Annotated in this window: 19 protein-coding genes and 1 pseudogene; 8 read left to right on the top strand and 12 right to left on the bottom strand. The window is 73.0% G+C overall.

Annotated elements, in window-relative coordinates; translation table 11 throughout:
* Positions 1-78 precede the first annotated feature (78 nt).
* A complete protein-coding gene (locus ACIRDU_RS28510; RefSeq protein ID WP_403584405.1) occupies positions 79-1266 on the top strand; it encodes a type III polyketide synthase in 1188 nt (395 codons plus the stop codon).
* Between the two features lie 72 nt (positions 1267-1338).
* Here ACIRDU_RS28510 and ACIRDU_RS28515 read toward each other — a convergent pair whose 3' ends face one another.
* A complete protein-coding gene (locus tag ACIRDU_RS28515) occupies positions 1339-3465 on the bottom strand; it encodes a SpoIIE family protein phosphatase (protein WP_403584408.1) in 2127 nt (708 codons plus the stop codon).
* Positions 3466-3676: 211 nt separating this feature from the next.
* Between ACIRDU_RS28515 and ACIRDU_RS28520 the strand changes: the two genes are divergently transcribed.
* The 3 genes from ACIRDU_RS28520 (at position 3677) to ACIRDU_RS28530 (ending at position 5967) form a co-directional block, all read left to right on the top strand.
* Positions 3677-5065 (top strand): CoA transferase, encoded by a 1389-nt coding sequence (locus ACIRDU_RS28520; RefSeq protein ID WP_403584411.1) that lies wholly within the window; start codon positions 3677-3679, stop codon positions 5063-5065.
* A 111-nt stretch (positions 5066-5176) separates the two neighbouring features.
* The gene (locus ACIRDU_RS28525) at positions 5177-5311 is read left to right on the top strand and encodes a hypothetical protein (RefSeq protein WP_403584413.1); all 135 of its coding nucleotides are present in this window, start codon (positions 5177-5179) and stop codon (positions 5309-5311) included.
* Positions 5312-5433: 122 nt separating this feature from the next.
* Complete coding sequence (locus ACIRDU_RS28530) at positions 5434-5967, top strand: GNAT family N-acetyltransferase (RefSeq protein ID WP_403584415.1); 534 nt, start codon at positions 5434-5436, stop codon at positions 5965-5967.
* Here the strand turns inward: ACIRDU_RS28530 and ACIRDU_RS28535 are convergent.
* On the bottom strand, positions 5948-6586 hold the full coding sequence (locus ACIRDU_RS28535) for a TetR/AcrR family transcriptional regulator (RefSeq protein WP_403584418.1): 639 nt from the start codon (positions 6584-6586) through the stop codon (positions 5948-5950). The genes ACIRDU_RS28530 and ACIRDU_RS28535 overlap by 20 nt on opposite strands.
* Positions 6587-6732: 146 nt before the next feature.
* Between ACIRDU_RS28535 and ACIRDU_RS28540 the strand changes: the two genes are divergently transcribed.
* Positions 6733-7644 carry an NAD(P)-dependent oxidoreductase gene (locus ACIRDU_RS28540; protein WP_403584420.1) on the top strand — a complete coding sequence of 304 codons (912 nt, stop codon included), beginning with the start codon at positions 6733-6735 and terminating at the stop codon, positions 7642-7644.
* A 192-nt stretch (positions 7645-7836) separates the two neighbouring features.
* A complete protein-coding gene (locus ACIRDU_RS28545; RefSeq protein WP_403584423.1) occupies positions 7837-8454 on the top strand; it encodes a dihydrofolate reductase family protein in 618 nt (205 codons plus the stop codon).
* An 84-nt stretch (positions 8455-8538) separates the two neighbouring features.
* Here the strand turns inward: ACIRDU_RS28545 and ACIRDU_RS28550 are convergent, their stop codons facing one another.
* Both ACIRDU_RS28550 and ACIRDU_RS28555 read right to left on the bottom strand, forming a co-directional pair.
* Complete coding sequence (locus ACIRDU_RS28550) at positions 8539-9750, bottom strand: acyltransferase family protein (RefSeq protein WP_403584426.1); 1212 nt, start codon at positions 9748-9750, stop codon at positions 8539-8541.
* A 109-nt stretch (positions 9751-9859) separates the two neighbouring features.
* The gene (locus ACIRDU_RS28555; RefSeq protein WP_403584429.1) at positions 9860-10621 is read right to left on the bottom strand and encodes a ZIP family metal transporter; all 762 of its coding nucleotides are present in this window, start codon (positions 10619-10621) and stop codon (positions 9860-9862) included.
* Positions 10622-10771: 150 nt separating this feature from the next.
* Here ACIRDU_RS28555 and ACIRDU_RS28560 point away from each other — a divergent pair, with 150 nt between their 5' ends.
* Both ACIRDU_RS28560 and ACIRDU_RS28565 read left to right on the top strand, forming a co-directional pair.
* Complete coding sequence (locus ACIRDU_RS28560) at positions 10772-11827, top strand: hypothetical protein (protein WP_403584432.1); 1056 nt, start codon at positions 10772-10774, stop codon at positions 11825-11827.
* Positions 11828-11829: 2 nt separating this feature from the next.
* Positions 11830-12936 carry a hypothetical protein gene (locus ACIRDU_RS28565; protein WP_403584434.1) on the top strand — a complete coding sequence of 369 codons (1107 nt, stop codon included), beginning with the start codon at positions 11830-11832 and terminating at the stop codon, positions 12934-12936.
* Between the two features lie 294 nt (positions 12937-13230).
* On the opposite strand, the gene ACIRDU_RS28570 is transcribed toward ACIRDU_RS28565, so the two are convergent.
* The 8 genes and pseudogenes from ACIRDU_RS28570 to ACIRDU_RS28605 all read right to left on the bottom strand — a co-directional run bounded on the left by ACIRDU_RS28570 (position 13231) and on the right by ACIRDU_RS28605 (position 22744).
* Positions 13231-14517, bottom strand: coding sequence for an ABC transporter substrate-binding protein (locus tag ACIRDU_RS28570; protein ID WP_403584436.1), 1287 nt, complete (start codon positions 14515-14517; stop codon positions 13231-13233).
* Positions 14514-15653, bottom strand: coding sequence for a branched-chain amino acid ABC transporter permease (locus ACIRDU_RS28575; RefSeq protein WP_403584439.1), 1140 nt, complete (start codon positions 15651-15653; stop codon positions 14514-14516). Before ACIRDU_RS28575 ends, ACIRDU_RS28570 begins: the two co-directional genes overlap by 4 nt.
* Positions 15646-16542 carry a branched-chain amino acid ABC transporter permease gene (locus ACIRDU_RS28580; protein ID WP_403584441.1) on the bottom strand — a complete coding sequence of 299 codons (897 nt, stop codon included), beginning with the start codon at positions 16540-16542 and terminating at the stop codon, positions 15646-15648. The genes ACIRDU_RS28575 and ACIRDU_RS28580 overlap by 8 nt, the downstream gene beginning before the upstream one ends.
* A complete protein-coding gene (locus ACIRDU_RS28585; RefSeq protein ID WP_403584443.1) occupies positions 16539-17342 on the bottom strand; it encodes an ABC transporter ATP-binding protein in 804 nt (267 codons plus the stop codon). Before ACIRDU_RS28585 ends, ACIRDU_RS28580 begins: the two co-directional genes overlap by 4 nt.
* Positions 17339-18160 carry an ABC transporter ATP-binding protein gene (locus ACIRDU_RS28590; protein WP_403584446.1) on the bottom strand — a complete coding sequence of 274 codons (822 nt, stop codon included), beginning with the start codon at positions 18158-18160 and terminating at the stop codon, positions 17339-17341. Before ACIRDU_RS28590 ends, ACIRDU_RS28585 begins: the two co-directional genes overlap by 4 nt.
* A 323-nt stretch (positions 18161-18483) precedes the next feature.
* On the bottom strand, positions 18484-19752 hold the full coding sequence (locus tag ACIRDU_RS28595; protein WP_403584448.1) for a PucR family transcriptional regulator: 1269 nt from the start codon (positions 19750-19752) through the stop codon (positions 18484-18486).
* A 200-nt stretch (positions 19753-19952) separates the two neighbouring features.
* A pseudogene (locus tag ACIRDU_RS28600) lies at positions 19953-21599 on the bottom strand (LuxR C-terminal-related transcriptional regulator); the annotation flags it as partial.
* A 215-nt stretch (positions 21600-21814) separates the two neighbouring features.
* A complete protein-coding gene (locus ACIRDU_RS28605; RefSeq protein ID WP_403584450.1) occupies positions 21815-22744 on the bottom strand; it encodes an alpha/beta hydrolase in 930 nt (309 codons plus the stop codon).
* Positions 22745-23267 lie beyond the last annotated feature (523 nt).

Raw genomic sequence — 23267 nt, forward strand, 5'->3', positions numbered from 1 at the left:
CTTGGGCGCGTAGCTGCAAAGTGACCCATGGCACATCACTCGCGACATTCCCCTGTCTCCCTCGGAAGGTGCCCCATCATGGCCGCTTACCTCTGCCCCCCTGCCGTGATACACGGCAAGCACACCGTGAAGACCAGCCAGATCGTGGCGGAGGTGAGGGACCGGCATCCGCAGGCGGCGTGGGCGCCGCGGATCGACGGCATCGCGGCCGCCACGGGCATCGAGACCCGCGGCTGGATGCTGCCGCTGGAGGCCGCCGTCGCGCCCGGCAAGGGCAGCGGTCTGCAGGCCGTCGGCGCCGAGCCGGCCCAAGAGGCTCTGGCACGCGAGGGGTTCACCCGGCAGGACGTGGACCGCGTGATAGCCGCCCTCGAGACCGTACCCGCGCCGCAGACCGTCCAGGAGCGCACGGCGCCGGCCTGGGAGGCCGTGCAGTCCTACGGGGAGCACGCGGCGCGCGGGGCCCTGCAGACAGCCGGGCTGGACCCCGCGGACATCGACTGCCTGATCACCAGTCACTCCACCACCCCGGCGCTGCCGGGCCTGGACATGGCCCTGGCCAACAGGCTTCCGCTCCGCAACGACGTGATGCTGCTGCCGGCCACGCAGTGGGCCTGCATCGCGGGGACCCGCTCCCTGGCGCTGGCGGCGGATCTGGTGGCCGCGGACCCCGACCGGGTGGTCCTCGTCGTCATAGCGGAGGCGCTCAGCACGACCTACCAGCCCGCGGACGACACCCTCGAGTCCCTGATCGTCCGGTTGCTGTTCGCGGACACCGCTGTCGCCGCGGTGGTCACCGGGCGCCCCAGGCCGGAGTCGGTGCTGCGGCTGGACGCCGCCTGGCACCACACCCTGCCCGGCACCCAGGACCTGCACCGCCTGGAGACGCGGGCGGACGGCACTCACTTCGTGATGGACCGGCGCGGGCCGCGCGCCGTACAGGAGACGGTCACCGCGATGTGGGAGTGGCTGCGGCTCCGGTACCAGGACGACCCCGACTCCTGGCATCCCGACGTGCTGCTCGCGCACCCCGGGGGGACCCGGGTGCTGGAGTACATGGAGCAGACGATGCCCGACACGTGGCCGTCGGGGCTGCTGGACTACAGCCGGGACAGCTACACGAGCGGCAACCGCGGAGGCGCCGCCGTGTTCGACATCCTGCGGCGGGCGTATGACGCCGGGCAGCAGAAGCCCGGCCATCGCGCCGTTCTGTACGCGGCGGCCCCGGGTCTCACCGCCACCGCCCTGGAAGGCGTGTGGCTGTAGCGCGATGCCGCTGCCCGGGCCGGCGCAGAGGACGTCCGTGCCCTCACCGCGTACCCTCCGGGCGTAGCCGGGTCACCCGGCGACCTCCGCCCAGACCACCTTCCCGGTGTCGGTCCACCGCACCCCCCACCGGGTGGTGAGCCGGTGCACGATGCTCAGACCACGGCCGCCGTCGGCGAGCAGGTCCACCCGCCTCACTCGCGGCCTGCCGTTGCCGGTGTCGCCGACCTCGCACAGCAGGCCGTGACCGGACCTGATCAGCCGAACGGTGACGGGACCGGTGGCGAAGCGCACCGCGTTCGTGACCAGCTCGCTGACCAGCAGCATCACGCGATACCGGGTGTCGTCCCTGGTGTGCCACTGCCTCAGCTGAGCGGAGACCTGTGCGCGGGCACAGGCGGGGGCGTCGTTGCGGGCGGGCAGCCGCCAGGTCGCCGTGTCCTCCTTGCGGTAGCCGATCATCCGTGCGAGGAGCAGGGTGACGTCGTCACGCTGGTGCGCGGGAGCCAGCGCGGAGGCGACGTGCCGTGCGGCCCGCTGCAGGGCGTCCCAGGGGTGCACCGTGGACACGGCGTCCGCCAGCCTGCTGATGCCCTCGTCGATCGACAGGGCGGGATCCTCCACCAGGCCGTCGGTGTAGAGGGCGAGAAGGGAGCCCTGGGGCGCGGCGAACGTGTACACGTCGAAGGGCTCCCGCAGAGCGAACTCGGCGCCCAGGCCGGGGTGAGGGCGGACCGGGAGCGGGCCCGCGTGCCCGTCCGGGGTGGCGAGGACCGGGGGGAGGTGGCCGGCGCTGGACAGGGCCACGTCGTGCCTGACCGGGTCGTAGAGGGCGATGCAGCAGGTCGACCCGAGGGCGCTGTAGCCGGCCGCCAGCCCTGCCTCCGCGTCGTCCAGCAACGACACGGTCTCGTCCAGGTGCTCCAGCACCTCGTCGGGCGCGAGCCCCGCGGACAGCAGCGCGCGGGCCTCCATGCTCAGCTGGCCCATGGTCGCCGCGGCTCCCAGGCCATGCCCGACGACGTCACCGACCACCAGCGCGGTACGTCCGTCAGGCAGCGGAAAGCTGTTCACCCAGTCGCCGCCGACGCCCGCACTGTCGGGGGTGGCGGGCTGGTAGACGCTGGCGATCTCGATCGTGGCGCCGCCGGTCCGCGGCAGGAGCCGGCGCTGCAACGCCAGCACCTGCGTGTGCTCGCGCTGGTGCTGGCGAGCCAGGTCGACGTGGTGGGCGGTCCTGGCCACCAGTTCCTGGAGGTCGAACAGCTCGCTGTCGCGGAAGGGGCAGTCCGCCCGCCGCCAGACCTCCGCCACACCCAGTACGACGGGCGGCGCGCCGTCCAGGACCAGGGGTATGCACGCCACACCCGCCGACCGGTCACCGGGCACCAGGGCACGCACGACCCGTGGGCTGCCGAGAACGCGCTCGACCGCCTCCCGGTCGGGTATGACGATGGTCTGCGGGGCGTCGTCCCGCAGCACCGCCTGCGCCAGCAGACGACTCGCCTCGCCGGGCAGGTCGTTGCCCGGAGTCACATATCCCTCGGGCCATGCCCGGCCCGGCACCAGCGCCGCCCGCCGCAGTCTGATGCGCCCCTGCGCCTTCCCGGGGACCCCCTCGCCCGTCCACACGGCGAAGTCGAGATCGACGGCGGCAACGTCTCCCCACGCAAGCAAGGACTCCGCCAGCGACTGCGCGGTCTCGCCGATGTCCAGTGAGGTGCCGATCGCGGTTTCGGCGGCGTAGAGGTGCAGCCGCCTGGCCATGGCGATCACGGAGACGGTCAGCCCCTCCTCGGGCGCCGCGGCGGGCAGGACGCTCATCGAGACCACGAGCTCCGACCCGTCGCCACGCCGCAGACGCTGGATACGGGCGACGTGCGCCTCTCCCGTCTCCACGACCTGCCGCAACCGCCGTGTGACCGTCGGTACGTCCCCGGGAGGCAGGAGATCGACGAATGGTTTCCCGGCCGCTGCGTCCAGACCAGCGAACACGGGGGCGTCCAGATTGCAGCGGGTGATGGTCAGGTCCTTGTCGAGGTTGACCGCTCCGAGGATCTGCTCCTGGCGGCCGGCTGCCGGGTTCTCGGAGGCCTGTGTGCGGGTGCCTGCCGCTCCGCCGCGCGGGATGTAACGCCCCAGGGCGCGACTGACCAGGTCGAACGCCGAGGAGGACGAGGGCGAGGGTGTGGAGTCCATGCGGCTCTCTCAGCAGTCCCCGGCGCGGTGCCGGGGCAGTGTGCGGACCCGTGCGGCGGGGCCCCGAGATCCCTGACCGCACACCTCATTGAATAACACGGGGGGCTGGTTCGCCCACACCTGCGCACTGCGCGGGCAGCGGTGCCACTTGCCGGCAAGCGGGTGCCCGGGACCCCTCCCCAGCTATGGCACTCAGTGCCATAGTGGAGAGGTGGACCCCTCGATCTCCGCAGGTACGTCGCAAGCCTGGTCGGCACTGGGTGCCGATGCCTCCCTGCTCGACCGGATCGTGTACGGCGGGCCGTCCGGTGGTCTGCCGGCCCAGCTGCCCGTCATGGAGCTGGCGCGGGCCACCGTCGCGGTGTGCTCGCTCGCGGCCGCCGAGCTCACTTCCGTACGCACGGGGCGACCTGTGCCGCTGGTGAGAGTCGACGACGAGTCGGTCGCGACGGCCTTCCTCAGCGACCGGCTGGTGCGGGTCGACGGGCGAGCCTGGTCGACCTTCGCGCCGTTGTCGCGGTTCTGGCGGGCGGCCGATGGATGGGTCCGCACGCACGCCAACTATCCGCACCACCGGGCCCGGCTGCTCTCCGCTCTCGGGGTGCCGGGGGACGCCGGCGACGAGGCGGTGAAAGCGGTGGCCGGGGAGATCGCCGGGCGTACCGCGCTGGAGGTGGAGGACACCGTGTACGCGGCGGGCGGTCTGGCCGTCGCGGCACACGGCCCGCAGGAGTGGGCCGAGAGCGAGCAGGGAGTCCTGGTCGCGGGGCAGCCGTTGCTCACGACGGCGCGCGTCGGCGACGCCCCGGACCGGGTGCTCGGTGACGCCGCACTGCCGTGTACGGGGCTGCGCGTCCTGGATCTGACCCGGGTGCTCGCCGGGCCGGTCGCCACCCGAACGCTCGCGCTGCTCGGCGCGGACGTGCTGCGGATCGACGCTCCACAGCTGCCGGAGATCGAGGAGGCCCACCATGACACGGGGATGGGGAAGCGCTCGGCCACGGTGGACCTGGGCGACCGCACCGGGCGCCGCGTCTTCGAGGAGCTGCTCGACGAGGCGGACGTGGTGGTCACCGGTTACCGGCCGGGCGCGCTGGACCGCTTCGGGCTCGCGCCCGAGGCGCTCGCCGGGCGCCGACCGGGCCTTGTGATCGCCCAGCTGTCGGCGTGGGGCTCCTACGGGCCGTGGCACGGGCGGCGCGGCTTCGACAGCCTGGTCCAGGCGGCCACCGGCATCGCGCAGCTGGAGGGCTCGCCGGATTCGCCCGGCGCGTTGCCCGCCCAGGCTCTCGACCACGGCACGGGGTATCTGCTGGCGGCCGGGGTACTGCGCGCGCTCACCGAGCAGCACCGCACAGGTGGCACCCGTCTGGTCCGCCTGGCCCTCGCGCAGACTGCGCACTGGCTGATCCACGACCTGGCCCCCGCTCCGGGCGAGGAAGACGGCTTCGACGCGGAGCGTCGGCTGACCGAGACCGACAGCCCCATGGGCCGGCTGCGGCACGCGCTGCCACCGGTGTCGTACGAGGGAGGACCGGTGAACTGGGCACGCCCCTCGGGTCGGTGGGGCACGGACGCCCCGGTCTGGAGCGGCACCTGACGGCGGCGCGCCTGGCCTTGTACGGCGAGGAGCAGCGGATGGTGTTCGCAGCCAACACGTTGCGGGCCTTCGCGCGGATGCCGGCCTCGAGCACTCAGGAGTCCGAGTGGTGTGCTCGGCACGCTGCCGCTGGTGCCGTTGGGCACAGGGCGAGCGCTGCTCGACATCGCGGTGGCGGTGCTGCTCCTGGTGGTTGCGGGCATGATCGCACCGTTGCGGCCGGTCCCGGCGGAGCACGGCACCTGACGGCTCTCCCCTCGTGCTCGGCGGACGCCGCGTCGGCGATGAGGACAACGGCGACCGCGCCGGCCGCCTGGTCGCGGGGCCGCAGTTCGCGCTCCCGGAGCCGCGTCGGCAAGGATGGGCCCATGACCGAAATCCGCACACCGCGCCTTGTCCTGCGCCGATGGCTCGATGACGACCTCGTCCCCCTGTCGGAGATCCACGCCGACCCCGTGGTGATGCAGGGCATCGGCGACGGCAGGCCGCGCTCCCTGGAGCAGACCGCCGAGGACATCGAGGCGTGGGAGGAGGAGTGGGACGAGGAGGGGTTCGGGATGTTCGCGGTCGAGCTCCTGGGCTCCGGTGAGTTGGCGGGTGCCGTCGGCCTGTCGGTGGCCGACGCTCCGGCCGAGATCGCCGGCCGGGTGGCGATCGGCTGGCGGCTCGGGCGGGTGTTCTGGGGGCAGGGATACGCCTCCGAAGCGGCGCACGCCACGCTGGAGTTCGCCCTTCAGGACCGCGGCCTCGATCACGTGGCCGCCGTGTGCCGAGCAGGCGACAGGGCCTCCAGGAACGTGCTCGACAAACTCGGCATGGAGGCGGAAGGCACCGCACAACACCCGCTCCACGGCCACGACCTGGCGGTGTACGGCATCGACCTCACGCAGTACCAGGAGTAGCGCCGCCGGGGCGCCGCCCAGAGGGCTTCGAGCACCGCACGGCCGCGTCGAGGACGGGCCCGAGTTCCCGCGCCACGGTCGTCAGGGCCCGGACGTCCCGTTCGGCCCGGGCCAGAAGGATCGCCCCCTCCAGAGTGCTGATCATGAGCGTGGCGAGTGCGCCGGCCCGTTCCTCGGGCACGCCCATGCCGGTCAGGGCCTGGGCGACCGCACCGGTCCAGGTGGCGAAGGCGGCGGATGCGGCCTCCCGCGTGGAGGAGACCGACTCCGCGCAGTCCACCGTGGCGGCCGCCACCGGGCAGCCGCCCGCGAAGCCGGCAGCCTCGTACTCGTCCGTCCACTGACGCACCATCGCGGCGAACAGCCTGCTGGGCGTCGGCTCGGGCAGCGCGGCCAGGAAACGGGCGACCCGGTCTGCCGCGTATCCGCCCGCCCAGCCCACTGCCTCGTCGACCAGCTGCGTCTTGCCGCCGGGAAAGTAGTGCTGGAGCGAGCCGCGTGGCGCTTCGGCGTCGACGGCCACCTCGCGCATGCCGGTGGAGGCGACTCCCTCGCGCCGGATGAGCTGGGCCGCGCTGAAGACCATCCGCTCGCGCGGTCCCCGCTCGGCCTTCGCCATCGTCGACCTCCAGCACCCATGTCGCTCGACTGTCCCGTGCTCCACCCTATGACCGCCGTCATAACCGCGGCTACTATGACGGCTGTCATAGTCGAGGGGGACGGCGGCGGCTCGGCCTCCGCACGAGCCGGAGAAGGCGGTGCGTCATGTACGTCGGTTTCATCGGTCTGGGAGTCATGGGGCAGCCCATGGCGCTGAACCTCGCTCGTGCCGGGACACAACTCGTGGTCTGGAACCGCACCCCCGAGCGCTGCGCACCGCCGCACGCCGCCGGCGCCGAGGTGGCGGCGGGCCCGGCCGACGTCTTTCGTCGGGCGGCCACCGTGTTCCTCATGCTGTCCGACGAGACGGCCGTGGACGCGGTGCTGAGGCGCGGCACCCCGGACTTCGCCCGGCGGGTCGCCGGCCGTACCGTCGTCCACATGGGCACGACCTCGGCCGAGTACTCCAGCAGCCTCCAGGACGACATCCGTGCCGCGGGCGGGCGTTACGTCGAGGCCCCGGTCTCCGGAAGCCGCGTCCCCGCCGAGCGGGGGGAACTGGTGGGGATGCTGGCGGGCGACGACGACGCCATGGCGGCCGTACGGCCCCTGCTGGCCCCGGTGTGCCGGGAGACGTTCGTGTGCGGGGCCGTCCCGGGCGCGCTGCTGCTGAAGTTCTCGGTGAACCTGTTCCTGATCACCGTGGTCACGGGACTCGCCGAGGCGTTCCACTTCGCCGAGCGCCACGGGCTCGATCAGCGCCTTCTCCGGGACGTCCTGGACGCGGGTCCCATGGCCAGCGCCGTCTCCCGGGTCAAGGCGCCGAAACTGCTGGAGCGCGACTTCTCGGTCCAGGCAGCCGCCGCGGACGTGCTGAAGAACAACCGCCTGATCGCCGAGGCCGCCCGCGGGGCCGACCTGGCGTCCCCGCTCCTCGACGTGTGCCACGCCCTCTACGACGAGGCCGTTCAGCAGGGGCACGGCGGCGAGGACATGGTGGCCGTCCTGCACGCCCTGGAGGCCCGGACCGCCGGCGCACCCGTCTCCGCGGACCGCATCGCCGACATGTCCCGGTAGACGTGGTCGAACGGGGTCGGTGGGCGCCTCGTCGTCCCAGCAGGCGTGCCCGTTCCGTCTTCAGGGCAGCTACGGCCGGCATCTCTCGGTGGTTCCGTTTCCCAGCACCAATGAGCTCATGAAGGGCGCTGCTACCGAGGTGCCCGCACGGGTGAGCGATGAGTTCGGGCGGCGGACCGAGTCTGCCCTGGTATGACGCGCATCATCGCTGACATCTCCATCTCCCTCGACGGCTTCGTCACCGGGCCCGGCCCCGGCCCGGACAACGGTCTGGGCACGGGCGGCGAGGCCCTGCACACCTGGGCGTTCTCCGACGACCCCGACGACCGCCGGATCCTGCGCGAGGCGACGGCCCGCTCGGGCGCCGTCGTCCTCGGCCGCCGTCTCTTCGACCTGGTCGACGGGCCGAAAGGCTGGGACGACACGACCGGCTACGGCGCCGGCGAGGTCGGCAAGCCCGCGTTCGTCGTCGTGACGAGCGCGCCGCCGGATTCGGTGCGGCTCACCGACCTCGACTGGACGTTCGTCACCACCGGTCTGCCCGACGCCGTCGCCGCCGCGCGCGAGCGAGCCGAGGCGGCGTCGTCGGCCTGCGGCGAGGACCTCGACGTGGTCCTCATGGGCGGCGGCGCCACGATCGGCTCGGCGCTCGACGCAGGGCTGGTCGACGTGCTGTCGTTGCACCTCGCGCCGGTCGTGCTGGGCGCCGGGACCCCACTGTTCACCGGCGGAGCACCGCGCACGCTGGTGCGGCGGAGTGTGACCGCGACATCGACCGCGACGCACCTGACCTACGACGTCCTCGGGTGATCCGACGAGCACCGTCGACGCCATGCCGCGCCACTCATCCTGCTCGCGGGTTCTCGACGCGAGGCGATGTTCGCGGCCGGATGATCACGCTCGCATCCCGAACAAGAAGCGCGTCACACGCGTCCGGCGCACCAGCAGTTCGTACGCGGTCAGTGTCAGGACGAGGGAGATCGTCACCAGCACCACGTACTCGACCGGGATCGGCAGCGACCACCCCACCACGAAGTAGGCGACGGCGACGACGATCGGCTGGTGGAGGACGTACAACGGCAGTACGGCGGCGGCGACATAGCCGTAGGCACGCTGACGCTGCGATCGGGTCGGTGTCGTCACAGGTCGCTGAGGCAGCTGTCGGCGGGGACGGTCGAGGAGGCCGGGGATGGCGACCACCAGACACCAGCCGGCCGCCCCGAAGAGGGCACGCGAAACGACGGCCAGGGGGGTCGTCTGCGTGAAGGGGTCCTCGGCCGTGGTGAAGCCGGGGGCCGCTGCCATGAACAGCAGCACGCCGAGCCAGGCCGCCGCACGTGCCTCGCGACGCATGCCGGTGCGAAAGCGAGCGTCGGCGGCGAGGGCGAAGCCGGCGGCGAAGAAGAGCAGGTACGCCCAGCGGTGCCAGCCCGCATACCCCTCCTCCATGCCGACGAAGGCACAGATCGCGGCGAAGACGAGGCCCGGGAGGAGCAGGACGCCTCGCCGGTGCAGGGCCACAGCCGCCACGCGATGTACGGCACGTCGGACAGGCGCACCCGGCAGCCGGCGGCGGAGGAAGGCCAGCAGGAGAGAGAACGTCAGGAGGAGCACGACGAACCACAGGTGGCCGGTCTCGAAGTGCTCCCCCTGGATCAAGAAGGGGAACTCGTCGAGCTCCACGTGGACATCGAAGAAGTGAGGCAGGAAGTGCAGGTACGACTCGTCGTAGCCGGGGTCGGACGAGCGTTGCCGGATCCACTGCGGCAACGGGTTCAGGAGGAGCGTCCCGAGGAGCAAGGGGACTCCCAGCCGTAGCAGACGCTCTTCGACGAAGGCGCTCTCGCCGCGCCGCTCAAGCGAATGCCACGCCCCCAGGCCGGAGATCAGGAACAGGAGCGGCATCGCCCAGACCACTCCGAACCCGGCGATGACGGTGACGACTTCGGTGGTCTCGGAGTTCGTGACGTAGAAGTCGCCCTCCGTCGCGAACACCAGGGCCGAGTGGAAGAAGATCAGTCCGACGACCACCAGCACGCGTATCGCGTCCAGTTCGGGCCGCCGGTCCGACACTTCCGGCTGTGGTGGTTCCGTAGGCGCCGCCATGCCGCGTCCTCCCCCGACTCGCCCGCGTGGCACCCATGGTGGCGGGGTCGGCTGTCGAGGACCATACCCAGGCGCTCCCCCTCGCGCCTGGCGCCGCCGTTCCGGGAGATCAGGCGTGGGACAGGGCGAACGAGACCAGGAAGCCGCTGACCGTGACCAGGCCGATCGCCAAGTGAGCTTCCTGGAACGCCTCGGGGATCATCGTGTCGGCGATCATGGCCAGGATCGCGCCGGCGGCCACGGCCGTCACTCCCGCGATCACGGTGGGCGAGAAACTCCCGAGGACCGCGTATCCGAGGACCGCCGATACCGTGCTCGCGACCGCGATGGCGCCCCATACCGCGAAGACGTACCCCTTGCCGCGCCCGGACTTCTTCATCCCTGCCGAGCTGGACAGGCCCTCCGGGATGTTGCTGATGAACACCGCCGCTACCGTCACGAGGCTGACCGTCCCTCCGTCGAGCAGGCTCACGCCGATCACCGCCGACTCGGGTACTCCGTCCAGCAGCGCACCCAGCGCCAGAGCCAGGCCCGAACCGCTCTGCTCCGCCTCCGACGGCTGTGCCTGCCCGGTGTCATGGCCCGATCGCTTGCGATGGCGAGCGCCACGCCGAGCCAGCCACAGGTTGCCCGCCGTGTAGGCCACCGCTCCGGCCAGTGTCCCCACAGCCGCCGGGCCCAGCCCACCCTGCTCGTAGGCTTCGCCGACCAGCTCGAAGGAGACGGCCGACAGAAGCACACCGGCACCGAAGGCCATCACCAGCGCGATGACCTTCTGCGGCACGCGCACCCCATAGCCGAACGCCGCTCCCAGCAGGAGAGCACTTCCTGCCAGCAACCCCCAACCACCTGCTTGAATCACCTCGGACATGCCGCGCCGTGTACCCACGCGAGCGTGATCGGCACCTTCGACGTCCGGTGGCTCTGCACACGTACTCGACGTCTGATTGGCTGTCAGCCGTCTGTTCATGGGTGGTGAACGACATTAAGGTGAGCGACCTTCACGTTCTGGGGAGGTCTCGTGAACGGGCTCCGCGCGGTCATCGTCTGCCTTGTGATCGCGTGTGCCGCGGTGGTGTCGCCGGCCGCGGCCGTGACGCGGGGCTGGTCGGCGCTGCCGGTGCCGGCGGCGGCCCCGCCGGTGGCCGTGTCCGACCTCGCCGCCCGTGGGCCGGGCGAGGCGTGGGCGACCGGGTACGAGCACACTCCCGATGAACTGCGGCCGGTGTTGTACCGGTGGGACGGCACGGTGTGGAGCCGGGACACGACCTTCCCCGGCGCCGGTGAGCCGGGACGGCTCGGCAAGGTCCGGTTCGTCGGCGAGGAGATGTGGGTCTTCCGCAACAGCGCGGGGACAGGTGAGATCCTGCGCCGGTCGGCGGGAGGGTGGAGCACCGTCCCGCTGCCGCAGACCCTGTGGACGTACCAGGACTTCGCCGCGGTCCCGGGTGCCGCCTGGGTGGTGGGTGAGGACGACACCGGGCTGAAGGTGCTGCACCACGACGGTTCCGGCTGGACCACGCAGTCCACACCGGACGGTGTGCTGTACGTGATGGGGATCTCCGCGCGTACCGCCGACGACGCCTGGGCCTGGGCGGACACCAGTGCCGGGACCGCCGTCCTGCGCTGGAACGGCACGGCGTGGCGGGACGCGAAGGTGCCGCTGCCGCCGAACGGCAACGTGCACACGATCCTGCTCGAACCGTCCGGCCGGGTCACGATCGGCGGCAGCCGGTACACCGACGGCGTGACCCGCACCTACCTGATGACGTGGAACGGGGCGGCCTGGCGCACGACGTACCCGCCGCTGGGCGACACCTACACCGAGGCCATGGTGCGCGGCCCGGACGGCGCGCTGTGGCTGCCGGTGCGCAGCGACCGGGCGTTCCGGTCGAAGTACGCGCGGGTGGCCCTGGACGGCCTCCGCACCACCTTCTCCTACGGCCCGGAACGCACGAACGCGATCGACGTCAAGCCGCGTGCGCTGGCGAGGGCCGGGTCCTCACTGCTGTCCTTCGGGACCGTCGAGATCTACGGCTCGAAACCGAACCTGATGAGCGAGCGGCTGGGAGGCTGACCATGGCACGCCGACTTCTCGTCGCGGTCCTCGCCGTCGCCATGACCGTCATGGCGAACTTGAGCTCGGCCGTGGCGGACACGCGGTCCTGGCAGCACGTTCCGGTCCCGGCGCAGGTACGACCACAGGCCGGGCTGAACGAGACCGTGGCGTTCGGGCCGGACCGGGCCTGGGCGGTGGGCGCCGACGCCGTCGGCCGGGAGGCGCCGGGCTTCCCGCTGGTGCTGCGCTGGGACGGAACCGCGTGGCATCGCCAGAGTCTGCCCGGGATCGGCTGGCAGGGAGAGCTGCTGTCCGTCGCCGCGACCTCACCGACCGCGGTCTGGGCGGTCGGCCGCGACTCGGCGGGCGGCACCCGCCTGCTCCGCTTCGACGGCTCCTGGCACGAGAGCCGTGCGCCGCGTGGTGTCGTGCTGACCCAGGTCGTCGCCGGTGGCGGGGAGACCTGGCTGATCGGTTCGCGGGACGGCGTGCAGGTTCTCCTGCGCCGGGACGGGCACGGCTGGCGGGACGTACCGGTGCCGCCGGGCTCCGTGTACGGCCTGCACATCCGGGCGGCCGACGACGTCTGGGCCGCGGGCGGCACCGACGCGGGCGCGGCCGTGTCGCATTGGGACGGGCAGGCGTGGCAGCAGACGATCGTGCACGGGTTCCCGCGGGCGGCCGTGGGCAGTGTGCTCGCGGTCTCGCCGACGGAGGTGTGGGCGGGTGGCACCAGCGGGTTCATCGGCGGCCCGGCGGGCAAGCCGATCCCGCCCCTGCTCGTCCGTTTCGACGGGCAGACGTGGAGCCGGGTGACCATGCCCACCGCCTTCGGCTCGGTCACCTCGCTCGCGCCCGGCACGTCCGGCGGGTTGGCCTGGGTGTCGGTGGCCCGCTCGCAGAAGTGGGGTCCGCCGGGAAGTTCTCCGCCGCTTGTCCCGGGGCCGGATTTCCTTGCCTGGGACGGTCAGTCGTTCACCGAGTACAGCGAACCGGCGGTGGCCGGGGAGGGTGACTCCTCGGTGCTGCGGCTCGCGCCGGTGCCGGGCACGGAGACGGTGTGGTCGGTCGGCCGCGCGGGCGGCCCCGAGGGCACCTTCGCCCCGCGCATCCTGAAGTTCGGCTGAGGATGTGCGGGCGCGGAGCCTCAGCGCCGCCGAGCGGACGATCGACAGGCTGGACCGGTTCGGAACGAGTCCGCTTCTCAGTGGCGGACCCGACAGGCCCCCGGGCAGTCGGGCTCACCGCCCGGTATCCCGACCCGGTCGACGCATGTCGTGACCGCCCGTACCGCGTTGCGCTTCAAGCTCCGCTCGACGTACCGGATACGCAGCCCGAACGGCAGAAGGAGCAGCCCGATACCGATCAGTCCCGTCATTCCCCCACCGGTGAGGTCGGGCTGTGCGTGCTGAGACCCGGATTCACGAGGTCCGTGAGGTGAGGTACTCCTTGACGCCTGGTGCGGTGTGGGCGTCTTCCACGTTCACCGCGGCTCCCACCGCCTTGGCGTCCGGCTTGTGCACATAGGTCGAGGTGCTCGCCGGCTGTGCCTTGTCGGAGAAGTTCTGTGCGGTGCCGAGGCCGACGTCGACGCTGGACTGGGAGCGGTGGGCCTTGACCACGTCCTCGCGGGTGAGGCTGCCGCTCTCGCAGGCCTTCTTCAGGCCGGTGCCCATCAGCTGAGCGGCGTTGTAGCCGGAGAGCACGCCGGAGTCGACCAGGGAGTCCGGGTACTTGTTCTTGTAGGAGGCGACCATCTTGCGCACCCCGGCCAGGTCGGAGCTGACCGCGGGCGCGGCGCTGACCACGTTGAGCATGGCGGTGAGGGCGGGTGCGGCCGGTGTCTTCATCAGCTGTGGGGCGTAGCCGGGGGCGCTGCTGACGACGGGCACCTTCAGGCCGCGGGAGGCCGCGACCCCGACCAGCGAGGCGGTCTGGGCCGGTCCCGCGCTGATCAGGATCGCCTTGACGCCCTCCTTGCGCAGGGCCGAGACCTGTGCGGACAGGTCGGTGTCCGTCGCCTTGATCTTCTGACCGGCAATCTTGAGCCCCGCCTTCTTCGCGGCCCATTGCGAGCCCTCCAGCGCGTTCGCGCCGTAGTCGCCCTCGAAGTAGACGTGGCCGATCGTGTCTCCCTCGGCCAGACCCTTGGTGCGGGTGAGGAAGTCGACCGCGGCGATCATGTCGATGTCGTAGGTGGTGCCCAGGACCTGAACGGAGTCCCGGTCGAGCAGGGAGGCGGCCCAGGCCTGCGGGAAGGTGAGCACCTTGTCCCGCTCGATGTCGTCGAGCAGCGCGGCCATCACGGGCGAGCCGATGACCTGGGGCAGCGCCACCACGTCCGCGGAGAGGTCGGCGTAGGCGGTGACGGCCTTCTGGACGTCGTAGCCGTGGTCCTTGACGACGATCTCGATGCGCCGGTCGCAGATGCCGCCGCGGGCGTTGACCTCGTCCGCCCACATCTGCTGGGCCTGCACGATGCTCTTGCCGAGGGTGGCGTAGGGGCCGGTGAGGTCGGTCAGGGCGCCGAGTCTGATGGTCTTCTCGGTCACTCCGGGCCCGGTCTTGACGCCGTCGGAGCCGTTGCCGGTGCTTTTGGAGGAGTTCGCCTTGGAGCTGCATCCGGTGGCGGTGAGCAGCAGGGCCGCGAGGGCGGTGGCCAGGAGCGTCCTGGGGAGTGCGCGGTGCGTGTGGTGCGTGGGCTTCACGGGGTGGGCTCCTTGGCTCGTGCGGCTGACGCGGGTGAGGGTGTGGGCGAGGTGCTGGGTGGGGGCGATGAGGCGGTTCGACTCCGGCGCAGGCGGGCGCGCAGGCGGCGGACCAGGCCGTGCAGGCCGTCGGGGGCGAAGAGCAGGATCAGGACGATCGCCGCTCCGTAGAGGTAGCGGGCGGCCTCGGTGGGGCCGACCGTGCCGTCGGTGGTGCCGGGGGCGGCCACGAGGGGCAGTTGGTCGGCGTAGCGGGTCATCAGCAGGGGCAGCGCCGTGACGAAAACGGCGCCTGCGGTGGCTCCGGCCACCGAACCGAGTCCGCCGATGACGATCATGGCGAGGTAGTCGACCGAGAGCACGAGGCCGAAGTAGTCGGGTACCACGCGGCGGAAGGAGAGGGCGATCATCACCCCTGCGAGGCCGGCGTACATCGACGAGACGACGAAGGCCGCCGAGCGGTAGCGGGAGACGTCCACGCCCATCACCGCGGCCGCGGTCTCGCTGTCGCGCAGCGCCACCAGGGCGCGCCCGGGACGGCCCCGGAGCAGTCCGCGGGCGGTGAACCAGGTGACGGCGAACAGTGCGAGTCCCAGGTACCACAGCCGTTCCTCGGCGCCGAACGGCACGCCCAGCAGGGTCAGTTCGGAGTCCGCGGAGAAGGAGAAGCCGCCCAGCTCAAGCGGCGGCACCGAGCGGCCGTTGAATCCGCCGGTGACGGAATCCGCGGTGAGCAGGACGTGATGCCCGAGGAAGACCAGGGCCAGGGTGGCCACGCCCAGGTAGATGCCGCGTACCCGTCCGGCGACGGGGCTGAAGAGTCCGCCGGCCGCCCCGGCGAGCAGGACCGCGAGTACGGCGGCCACGGCGGTCGGCAGACCGGGCCCGGGCTCACCGGCCAGCCAGACGTAGCCGTAGGCGCCCACGGCCAGGAAGAAGGCGTGGCCGAGGGAGAGTTGGCCGGCTGTGCCGGACAGCAGGCCGAGGCCCACCGCGCCGACGGCCGCCGCCATCGAGAACAGGCCGATGCGCAGCCAGAACGCGTCGAGGTAGAAGGGCAGCGCGCACAGGAGGGTGACGACCGCGAGGGTCCGGCCCAGGCGGACGGCGCGGGTGCGGGAGAGTCGCTCAGACACGGACCGCCGCCTTCGCGCCGAACAGCCCGGTGGGCCTGACCAGCAGCACCAGCACCATCACCGCGTAGGGGGCGACGTCGCCGAACCCCTCGCCGAGGACGTGCAGATCGGACTGGTAGCCCGCGACGAGCGCCTCGGTCATGCCGATGAGCAGGCTGCCCGCGAGGGCGCCGGGCGGTGAGGCCATCCCGCCGAGGATCGCCGCCGGGAACGCCTTCAGGGCGATCTGCCCCGTGGTGCGTTCCAGGCCGGGTGCGGGGAACGCGGCGAGGAAGACCGCCGCCAGGGCGGCCAGCGCACCGGCCAGGCACCAGGCGAGCATGCGGATCCGCGCCAGTGGTACGCCCATCAGGGAGGCCGCCTCGACGTCCTCGGCGGCGGCACGCAGCGACAGGCCCCAGGAGGTGTACCGGAACAGGGCGAAGACACCGGCGATGACGACGCCGGAGACCACGATCGCGGCGATCCGGCTGTCCGCGACGGTCACCGGCCCGAGCCCGCTGACCGAGTCGCCCCAGGGATCGCCGAGCGAGAGCAGGTCGCCGCCGATACGCCGCGACAGGTCGGTGAGGATGAGGATGTCGACGCCGATGGTGACGATGGTCTGCACATGGGCGCCGTGCGGGTCCGCGCCGCCGGCTTGGAGCAGGAAGCGGTCCATGGCACCGGCAGCGGCCGCGGTCGCCAGTACGGCCACGGCGAGGGCCCCGGCGAAGCCGAGGTCGTCGTGGAGTACGGCGGTGAGGTAGCCGCCGAGCAGGAGCAGGGAGCCGTGGGCGAAGTTCATGACGCCGGAGGCCTTGAAGATGATGACGAAGCCGAGGGCGACCAGGGCGTAGACCGCGCCGAGGGCGAGGCCGTTGAAGACGTTGTCCAGGAGGGTGGTCATGCTGCCGCGTCCTCCGCTTCGGAGCCGGTGCCGAGGTAGGCGCGCAGCACTTCGGGGTCGCGACGGACCTCGTCCGGGGTGCCGTGGGCTATGGCGCGGCCGAAGTCGAGGACCGTGACCTCGTCGGCGAGCCGCATCACCAGCCCCATGTCGTGTTCCACCAGCACGACGGTCAGGCCGAGTTCGGCTCGTACGGCGTGCACGACCTCCACCGTGCGGGCGCGTTCGGCCGCGTTCATCCCGGCGACCGGCTCGTCCAGCAGCAGGACGCTCGGCTCCAGGCACAGGGCGCGGGCGAACTCCACGCGCTTGCGGTCCCCGTAGGAGAGCAGGGCGACGGGACTGTCGAAGTGCGCTGCCAGGCCGGTCAGTTCGGCGATCTCGCGGGCCCGGCCGAGGTGTTCGCGTTGTTCGCGCCGGGCGTGCGGCAGACGCAGCGCGGCGGCGGCGAACCCGGCCCGGGTCAGTGCGTGGCGGCCGAGCATCAGGTTGTCGGCGACCGTGCCCTGGGTGGTGACGATGTTCTGGAAGGTGCGGGCGACGCCGAGTGCGGCGATGCGGTGCGGGGCGAGCCGGGTCAGGTCGGCGTCGCCGAGCCGTACGGTGCCCGTGGCCGGGCGGCACAGGCCCGACAGCACGTTGAAGCAGGTGGACTTGCCCGCGCCGTTGGGTCCGATGAGTGCGTGGACGGAGCCCGCGGCGACGGTGAAGGACACCGCGTCGAGGGCGGTGAGCCCGGCGAACCGGACGGTCACGTCCGTCACGGCCAGTTCGGGTGGTGCGGTGGTGCGGACGCTCACGCGGCTCCCTGCCCCTCGGTGGTTCCGGCTCTCTGCGCGGACTCGGTGCCTTCTTCGGTGGTCTCGCCCAGGTAGAGCCGCTTCACGGCGTCGGTGCGGGCGAGTTCGTCGGCGGGCCCGGAGAGCCGGACCTCACCGACCTCGAGAACGTGGGCGGTGTCGGCGAGGGACAGCGCCATGCCCGCGTTCTGCTCGACGAGCAGGACGGCGGTGCCCTGGGCGTTGATCTCGCGGACGACCTCGGCGATCCGGTAGACCATCTGCGGGGCGAGGCCCAGCGAAGGCTCGTCGAGCAGGAGCAGGCGTGGCGCGGCCATGAGGGCCCGTCCGATGGCGAGCATCTGCTGTTCGCCGCCGGAGAGCAGTCCCGCTGCCTGCCGGGTGCGTTCGGCGAGGCGCGGGAAGAGCGTGAAGACGCGGTCCCGGGCCTCGGCGACCTGGTCCGGGCGGCGCCGTCCGAGGCCGAGGCCGCCGGAGCGCAGGTTCTCGTCGACGGTGAGTCCGGCGAAGACCCGGCGTCCCTCGGGTACCTGGACGACTCCGGCGCGTACCGCGGCCACCGGGTCGCGCCCGTCGAGTTCCGTGACGCCGTAGCGGATACGGCCGGCCGTGACCGCGCCGCGGTGCAGGCGCAGGGTGCCCGACACCGCCCGCAGCAGGGTCGTCTTGCCGGCGCCGTTGGCGCCGAGCAGGGCGACGACCGTGCCGTGCGGGACGGTCAGGGACACGGAGCGAAGGGCGGACAGGGCGCGGCCGTAGGTCACGTCGAGGCCCTCGACGTACAGGGCGGCCTCTTCGTCCGGTGGTGCTTCGGGCATCACGGCTCCTCGGATCCGTGCCGTCGGGCACGGGTGCTTCGGGGGAAGGGCAGCTCACGACAGCACGGGCGCGGGTGTGCGGTACAGGTGTTCGGGCCGGGTGGCTGCGCGGTCCCAACGCGGGTCGGCGGCGATTGTGCGGCTGCCCAGGGAAGGGCCGGTCGGTGGCGGCGCCGCCCGGTTGCGGGCGCGCCGGAAGCCGCGGAGGCACGGGGACGTACGAGGGCGTGCGCCGGGTGGGCGGATGCGGGATGTCCGGTCAGCCGCGGAGGCACGGGAACGTACGAGGGCGTGCGCCGGGTCGGCGGATGCGGGATGTCCGGTCAGCCGCGCAGCAGCCGGCGTGCCGTCAGGGCGAGGCTGATCTCCACCACGTCGTGCGGGCGCGCCAGGGAGCGGCCGATGAGCTGCTCGCAGCGGCGCAGCCGGTTCAGGACGGTGTTGCGGTGGCAGTACAGCCGTTCACCCGCCCGCTGGGCGGACCCCTCGCAGGCCAACCAGGCGACGAGGGTGTCCAGCAGAACGTCCCGGTCGGCCGGCTCCAGCCGCAGCAGGGGGCCGAGCACCCGCTCGGTGAGGGTCGCGCCCAGGTCCGGACAGGAGACGACCAGCGCCTCGGGCAGGTGCTCGGTGAGCCGGATCGTGCCGCCCTCGGGCGGGCAGATGCTCAGGGCCAGGTCGGCCAGGCGCCGTGCGTCGCCGACGGCGGCCAGCCCCGCCACGGCGCCGCCGACGCCGATCCGGCACCCGGCCGGGCCGTCCGTGGGCAGGGCCGACGCCACCACGGAGTCGCGGTCGGCCTCCCCGTCCCCCTCGTCGCCGACCAGGACGATGCCGTAGTCGACCTCCACTCCTGTGTGCCAGTAGGCGCTGCCGCCGGGCGGGGGGTCCTGCGGCCGGCCGCCGGCGACCGCGACGACGACGTACCGGCCGTGCTCCGGCAGGCGCAGTCGCTCGGCGGTCTCCGGAAGGTCGGCGATCCGGCTCGTGCCGTCGAGGAGGGCCGCCGCCAGCAGCCGCACCCGGTTCTCCCGACGCCAGGCCAGCTGCCGCTCGGCCTGCCGGTAGGCGTCCGCCACGAGGGTGCAGTGCTCGTCGACGAAGTTCCACACGTCGGTGGCCACGTGCACGAGGAGCCGGATGTCCTCGGGTTCCGAGCGGGTGGTCTCCTCGACCAGCCGCTGCCACACCAGGGACCCGCCCAGCCGGAACGCGTGCAGCAGCGCGTCCAGCGGCAGCCCCTGCTCGGCCCGGGCGACGCCGATCCGCCAGGTGCAGCGGTGGGCGGCCTCACGGGTGCCGCGCGGGTCGAGCAGCGAGGTCACGCTGTGCCGCAGCGAGCGGTACACCTCCTGCCAGGTGGCGGCATGGTCGTTCTCCAGCGCGGTGCGGTACGCCGGTTCCTGCTCGCGCAGGACCGCCAGCAGCCGGTCGGTCAGGTCCGGCAGGTCGTCGAGCAGGACCCGGGCCGCACGGTGCAGCACGCGCAGCGCGTCGGCGTCGATCAGCGACCGGATCCTTCGTGTCCGCGGCCGCGGAACGGGGGTCGGCCCGGCGCGGAACGTCGTGCGTGTGCGTGCGGCAGGATGCATCGCGGTCCTCCCCCAACTTCGGCCTTCCGGCAGCGCCCGGCGCGGGCCGGGCTCGGCGGCGTCCGGCGGGTGCGCTGCGCGTACGGCCGTCGTCACCCGGTATTCCTGCCTCGAAGAATGACATACCGTCCGGTCGGTCCCCAGAGTCCTGCGGCATTCTTCTCGCTGTGCGGTGGGGTCGCAGCGAGCGGGCCGGGGGCTCAGCGGCTCTCCTGGTCGACCAGGCGGGCCAGCTCGATGCGGGAGCGCACGCCGAGCGCGGCGAAGACATTGCGCAGGTGGTAGTCGACCGTGCGAGTGCTGACGGCCAGCCGCTGGGCCACCTCCCGGTTGGTGGCGCCCTCGGCCACATGGCGTGCGATCCGTAGCTGCTGCGGGGTCAGCCGCGACAGTCCGGCGGTCGGCTCCGTGCCGGGCGCGGCCCCGTTGGCGCGCAGCTCGCCCCGCGTCTGGTCGGCCCAGGCGCCGGCGCCGCAGCGTTCGAAGGCGACCAGGGCGGCTCCGAGCCTGCCACGGGCCTCCCGCAGCCGACGGCGCCGCCGCAGCCACCGGCCGTACAGGAGCTCCGTGCGGGCACGTTCGAAGTCGCCGCCCGACTCGTCGTGCAGGGCGAGCGCCCGCAGGTAGAGGTCGTTCGCTTCGCTGTCCTCAGCGGCCAGCAGGGCACGGCAGCGCGCGAGTTGGGCGGGCGCGTGTGGATCGGTGCCGAAGGCCGCCCACTGGACGAGATCCGCGACGACCCGCCGCGCGTCCTCCGGCTGCCCGGCGAGCACCGCGGCCTCCACGAAGCAGGGCACGGCGAGCATCCACACGGCGAAGTGACCGCGCCGGGGGCCGGGCCCGACGAGCGGGCCGAGCCGGTCGGCGGCGTCCAGGGGGCGGCCGCGGGCCAGGTCGGCGCGGGCGGTGGCCCACTCGGCCAGGGCCGCCGCCTGGGCCAGGCCGTGGCGACGGGCGGTGCCCAGGGCGGCCGAGGCGTGACCGGCGACCGCGGCGGTGTCCCCCTCGATCGAGGCGGCCAGGGCGAGCATCGCGTGGTGGCTCGCCGCGGTGTTGCGGTGGCCGGCGAGCAGCGCCGCGCGCACGCCCTCCTCCGCGTGGGCGCGGGCCTGCGCATGGCGGCCGGCGCGCAGTTCGCCGTAGGCCAGGTACTCCAGGGCCCGCGCTTCGGACGCGGAGCACCCCATGTTGCGGGCGGCGGCGAGGGCGCGCGCCCCGGCGGCGCGGGCGGCGCGGACGTCCCCGAGCAGCAGGGCCGCCGCCGCGGCGCGCAGCAGCCGCTCCGGCCGGCCGTCGGTGTGCGCCTGGTCCACCACGCGCCGCAGCGGCCCGGCGGCCTGCTCGGGCCTCCGGGCCAGCAGAGCCCGCATACCGTCGCGGTAGTCGCGGAGGAAGGGGTCGCGGGCCCACCCCGGCTCCGGCTCGCAGCCGTACGGCTCCGGCCGCCCGCCCTCCGCGGGCGGAGCGGTCGGGTTCGCCGGGACGGTATGCGGTGCGGCGTGCCCGCCTGCTCCCGTACGCGGTCCTGGGGTTTCCGTGCCGTCGAGGACGGCCAGACAGGCCAGGACGTCGCCCGAGGCCCAGGCGGCGTCCGCCGCGGAGAGGCGCGCGGCCTCGGCCCTGTCGGGGGCTTCGGCGGCCAGCAGGGACGCGGCCAGCAGCAGGGACTCGCGCGCGTCGCCCACCGGCCCGTCGAACAACTGCCGTGTGCCGCGCACGAGTTCGGCTCGGCCGCGGTCCTCGGCGGCCGACCGGGCGGAGTCCCGTCCGTTCCGGCTCCCGGTGCGGGGAGCCGTCCGCGCCCTGCTGCTGTCTCCGGTCATCCAACGGAGGCTACGTGCGCGTGACGGAGACCGGAAGGCTGACGTCCGTGCGTTCCGGCGCACCAACCCGCAGCTCCGCCCGCGTGTCGACCGGGCACGGCCGGTGGACGGATTGTGCCGTCGCCCAACGGCCGGCCGCCCCGGCCGTGTCCCGGCACGCCACCGGCGGCGGACGCGTCGCACGCGTCCGCCGCCGGTCACCCTCGCTGCCGCGGCTCCGCAGCCCGGGGTGCGGAAGGTCAGGAGTTGTGCGGGCAGTTGCCCCGGTACTCCTCGATGGTCAGGCTCGGCCGGGGCAGCGGGCACAGGAACTGCTCGTAGCGGGTGTCGTTGTCGATGAACCGCTTGAGCCAGGAAACGCTGTACTTCGCGATCGTCGTGTTCGACGAGTTGGGCGTGAAGTGCGTCGCCGAGTTCAGCTCCAGGTAGCCCCGGTCCAGCGACGAGGACAAGCCCGAGTAGAAAGGTTCGGCGTGCGAGGCGACCGGGGCGATGGTGTCCCCGTCGGCTCCGAAGATCAGCGTCGGTGTGGTGACCTCGGGCCAGGTCTTGTCGAGGTTCCACGGGGTCAGCGGGATCGCCGCCTGGAGGGCCGGACGCGACTTGGCGGCCTCCAGGCTGCCGCCGCCGCCCATCGAGTGACCCATCACGCCGAGGCGAGAGGCATCGACCCGGCTCCGCACCGAACTGCGCTCGGTGAGGTGGTCCAGGGCGGCCAGGAGCTGACGTCCGCGGGAGTCGGGCTGGTCGAGCGTGGTGAGTGTGTCGATGGTGAACACCACGAAGCCCTGCGAGGCCAGGCGCGGTCCGAGCCAGGCGATGGACGACTCGTAGGCGGTGTAGCCGGGCGAGATGGCCACCGCGCCGAAGGTGCCGTCGCTGGTGCTCGTCGGGTAGTAGATGGTGCCGCCGCCGAATCCGGTGACGGACAGCGAGGAGACGGACGTCTGCGACACGGCGTACGGGCCGCGCAGCGCCTCGATGCTGGAGTTGGTGGGGGCCGGGCCGCGCTCGTAGGGGTTCTCCGCTGCGTGGGCGCCCGGGCCGGCCAGGGGGCCCAGGCCGATGACGACGGCGAGCGCCGCGACGGCACCGGCCAGTCGCCCCGCCCGGCGCCCGCGTGGGCCACGGGCGCGCGTGGGTGAATCGGTGTGGGGGTGGAGTCGCACGACGAGTCGTCCTCTCTGTCGTGGCGGTCGGCCCGTTCGCGGGCACGCGGGACCTGGGGCGTCTGCCGCGTGCCCGCGACGGGCACCGCCGTCGGGCTGGCCGTGCCACTGTCAGGGACCGGCCACCGCGCGCGGACCGGCAATGTCACCGGTCTTGGGGGCGGCAGGCGGGCCGGACACTGCCGCACGGGGGCCGCAGACCAGCCGGCGGTGCCGGCGTCCGCGAGGCCGATGCATGCATGGCCGGTATGCGTGCCCGGTGTGCGTGGCCGGTGCAGAACCGGCCCGGCCTGGGACAGCAGGGGCACGTAGCTGCCCAGCAAGGCGAGGGTGAGGGCGGCGGAGTGGAGGAGGACGAGGAGCGTCACGGCCGGGCGGCGGGCAGCCGGGGCGGGCCGGCTCGGGCAGCCGCCCGGTGCAGAAGACGGCGATCTTCGGGTTGAGGACGTCGCTGATCAGGCCCGTCCGTTTCCGGCAGTGGACCGGACGCCGTCGGATCAGGACGATCACTGACCCGGCGCGG

The sequence above is a fragment of the Streptomyces sp. NPDC093598 genome (assembly GCF_044764825.1).
Lineage (GTDB): Bacteria > Actinomycetota > Actinomycetes > Streptomycetales > Streptomycetaceae > Streptomyces.

Coding starts and splice junctions, on each gene's coding strand:
- ACIRDU_RS28510 (WP_403584405.1), top strand. CDS start 79: ATGGCCGCTTACCTCTGCCCCCCTGCCGTGATACACGGCAAGCACACC.
- ACIRDU_RS28515 (WP_403584408.1), bottom strand. CDS start 3,465: ATGGACTCCACACCCTCGCCCTCGTCCTCCTCGGCGTTCGACCTGGTC.
- ACIRDU_RS28530 (WP_403584415.1), top strand. CDS start 5,434: ATGACCGAAATCCGCACACCGCGCCTTGTCCTGCGCCGATGGCTCGAT.
- ACIRDU_RS28535 (WP_403584418.1), bottom strand. CDS start 6,586: ATGGCGAAGGCCGAGCGGGGACCGCGCGAGCGGATGGTCTTCAGCGCG.
- ACIRDU_RS28540 (WP_403584420.1), top strand. CDS start 6,733: ATGTACGTCGGTTTCATCGGTCTGGGAGTCATGGGGCAGCCCATGGCG.
- ACIRDU_RS28545 (WP_403584423.1), top strand. CDS start 7,837: ATGACGCGCATCATCGCTGACATCTCCATCTCCCTCGACGGCTTCGTC.
- ACIRDU_RS28550 (WP_403584426.1), bottom strand. CDS start 9,750: ATGGCGGCGCCTACGGAACCACCACAGCCGGAAGTGTCGGACCGGCGG.
- ACIRDU_RS28555 (WP_403584429.1), bottom strand. CDS start 10,621: ATGTCCGAGGTGATTCAAGCAGGTGGTTGGGGGTTGCTGGCAGGAAGT.
- ACIRDU_RS28565 (WP_403584434.1), top strand. CDS start 11,830: ATGGCACGCCGACTTCTCGTCGCGGTCCTCGCCGTCGCCATGACCGTC.
- ACIRDU_RS28580 (WP_403584441.1), bottom strand. CDS start 16,542: ATGACCACCCTCCTGGACAACGTCTTCAACGGCCTCGCCCTCGGCGCG.
- ACIRDU_RS28590 (WP_403584446.1), bottom strand. CDS start 18,160: ATGCCCGAAGCACCACCGGACGAAGAGGCCGCCCTGTACGTCGAGGGC.
- ACIRDU_RS28595 (WP_403584448.1), bottom strand. CDS start 19,752: ATGCATCCTGCCGCACGCACACGCACGACGTTCCGCGCCGGGCCGACC.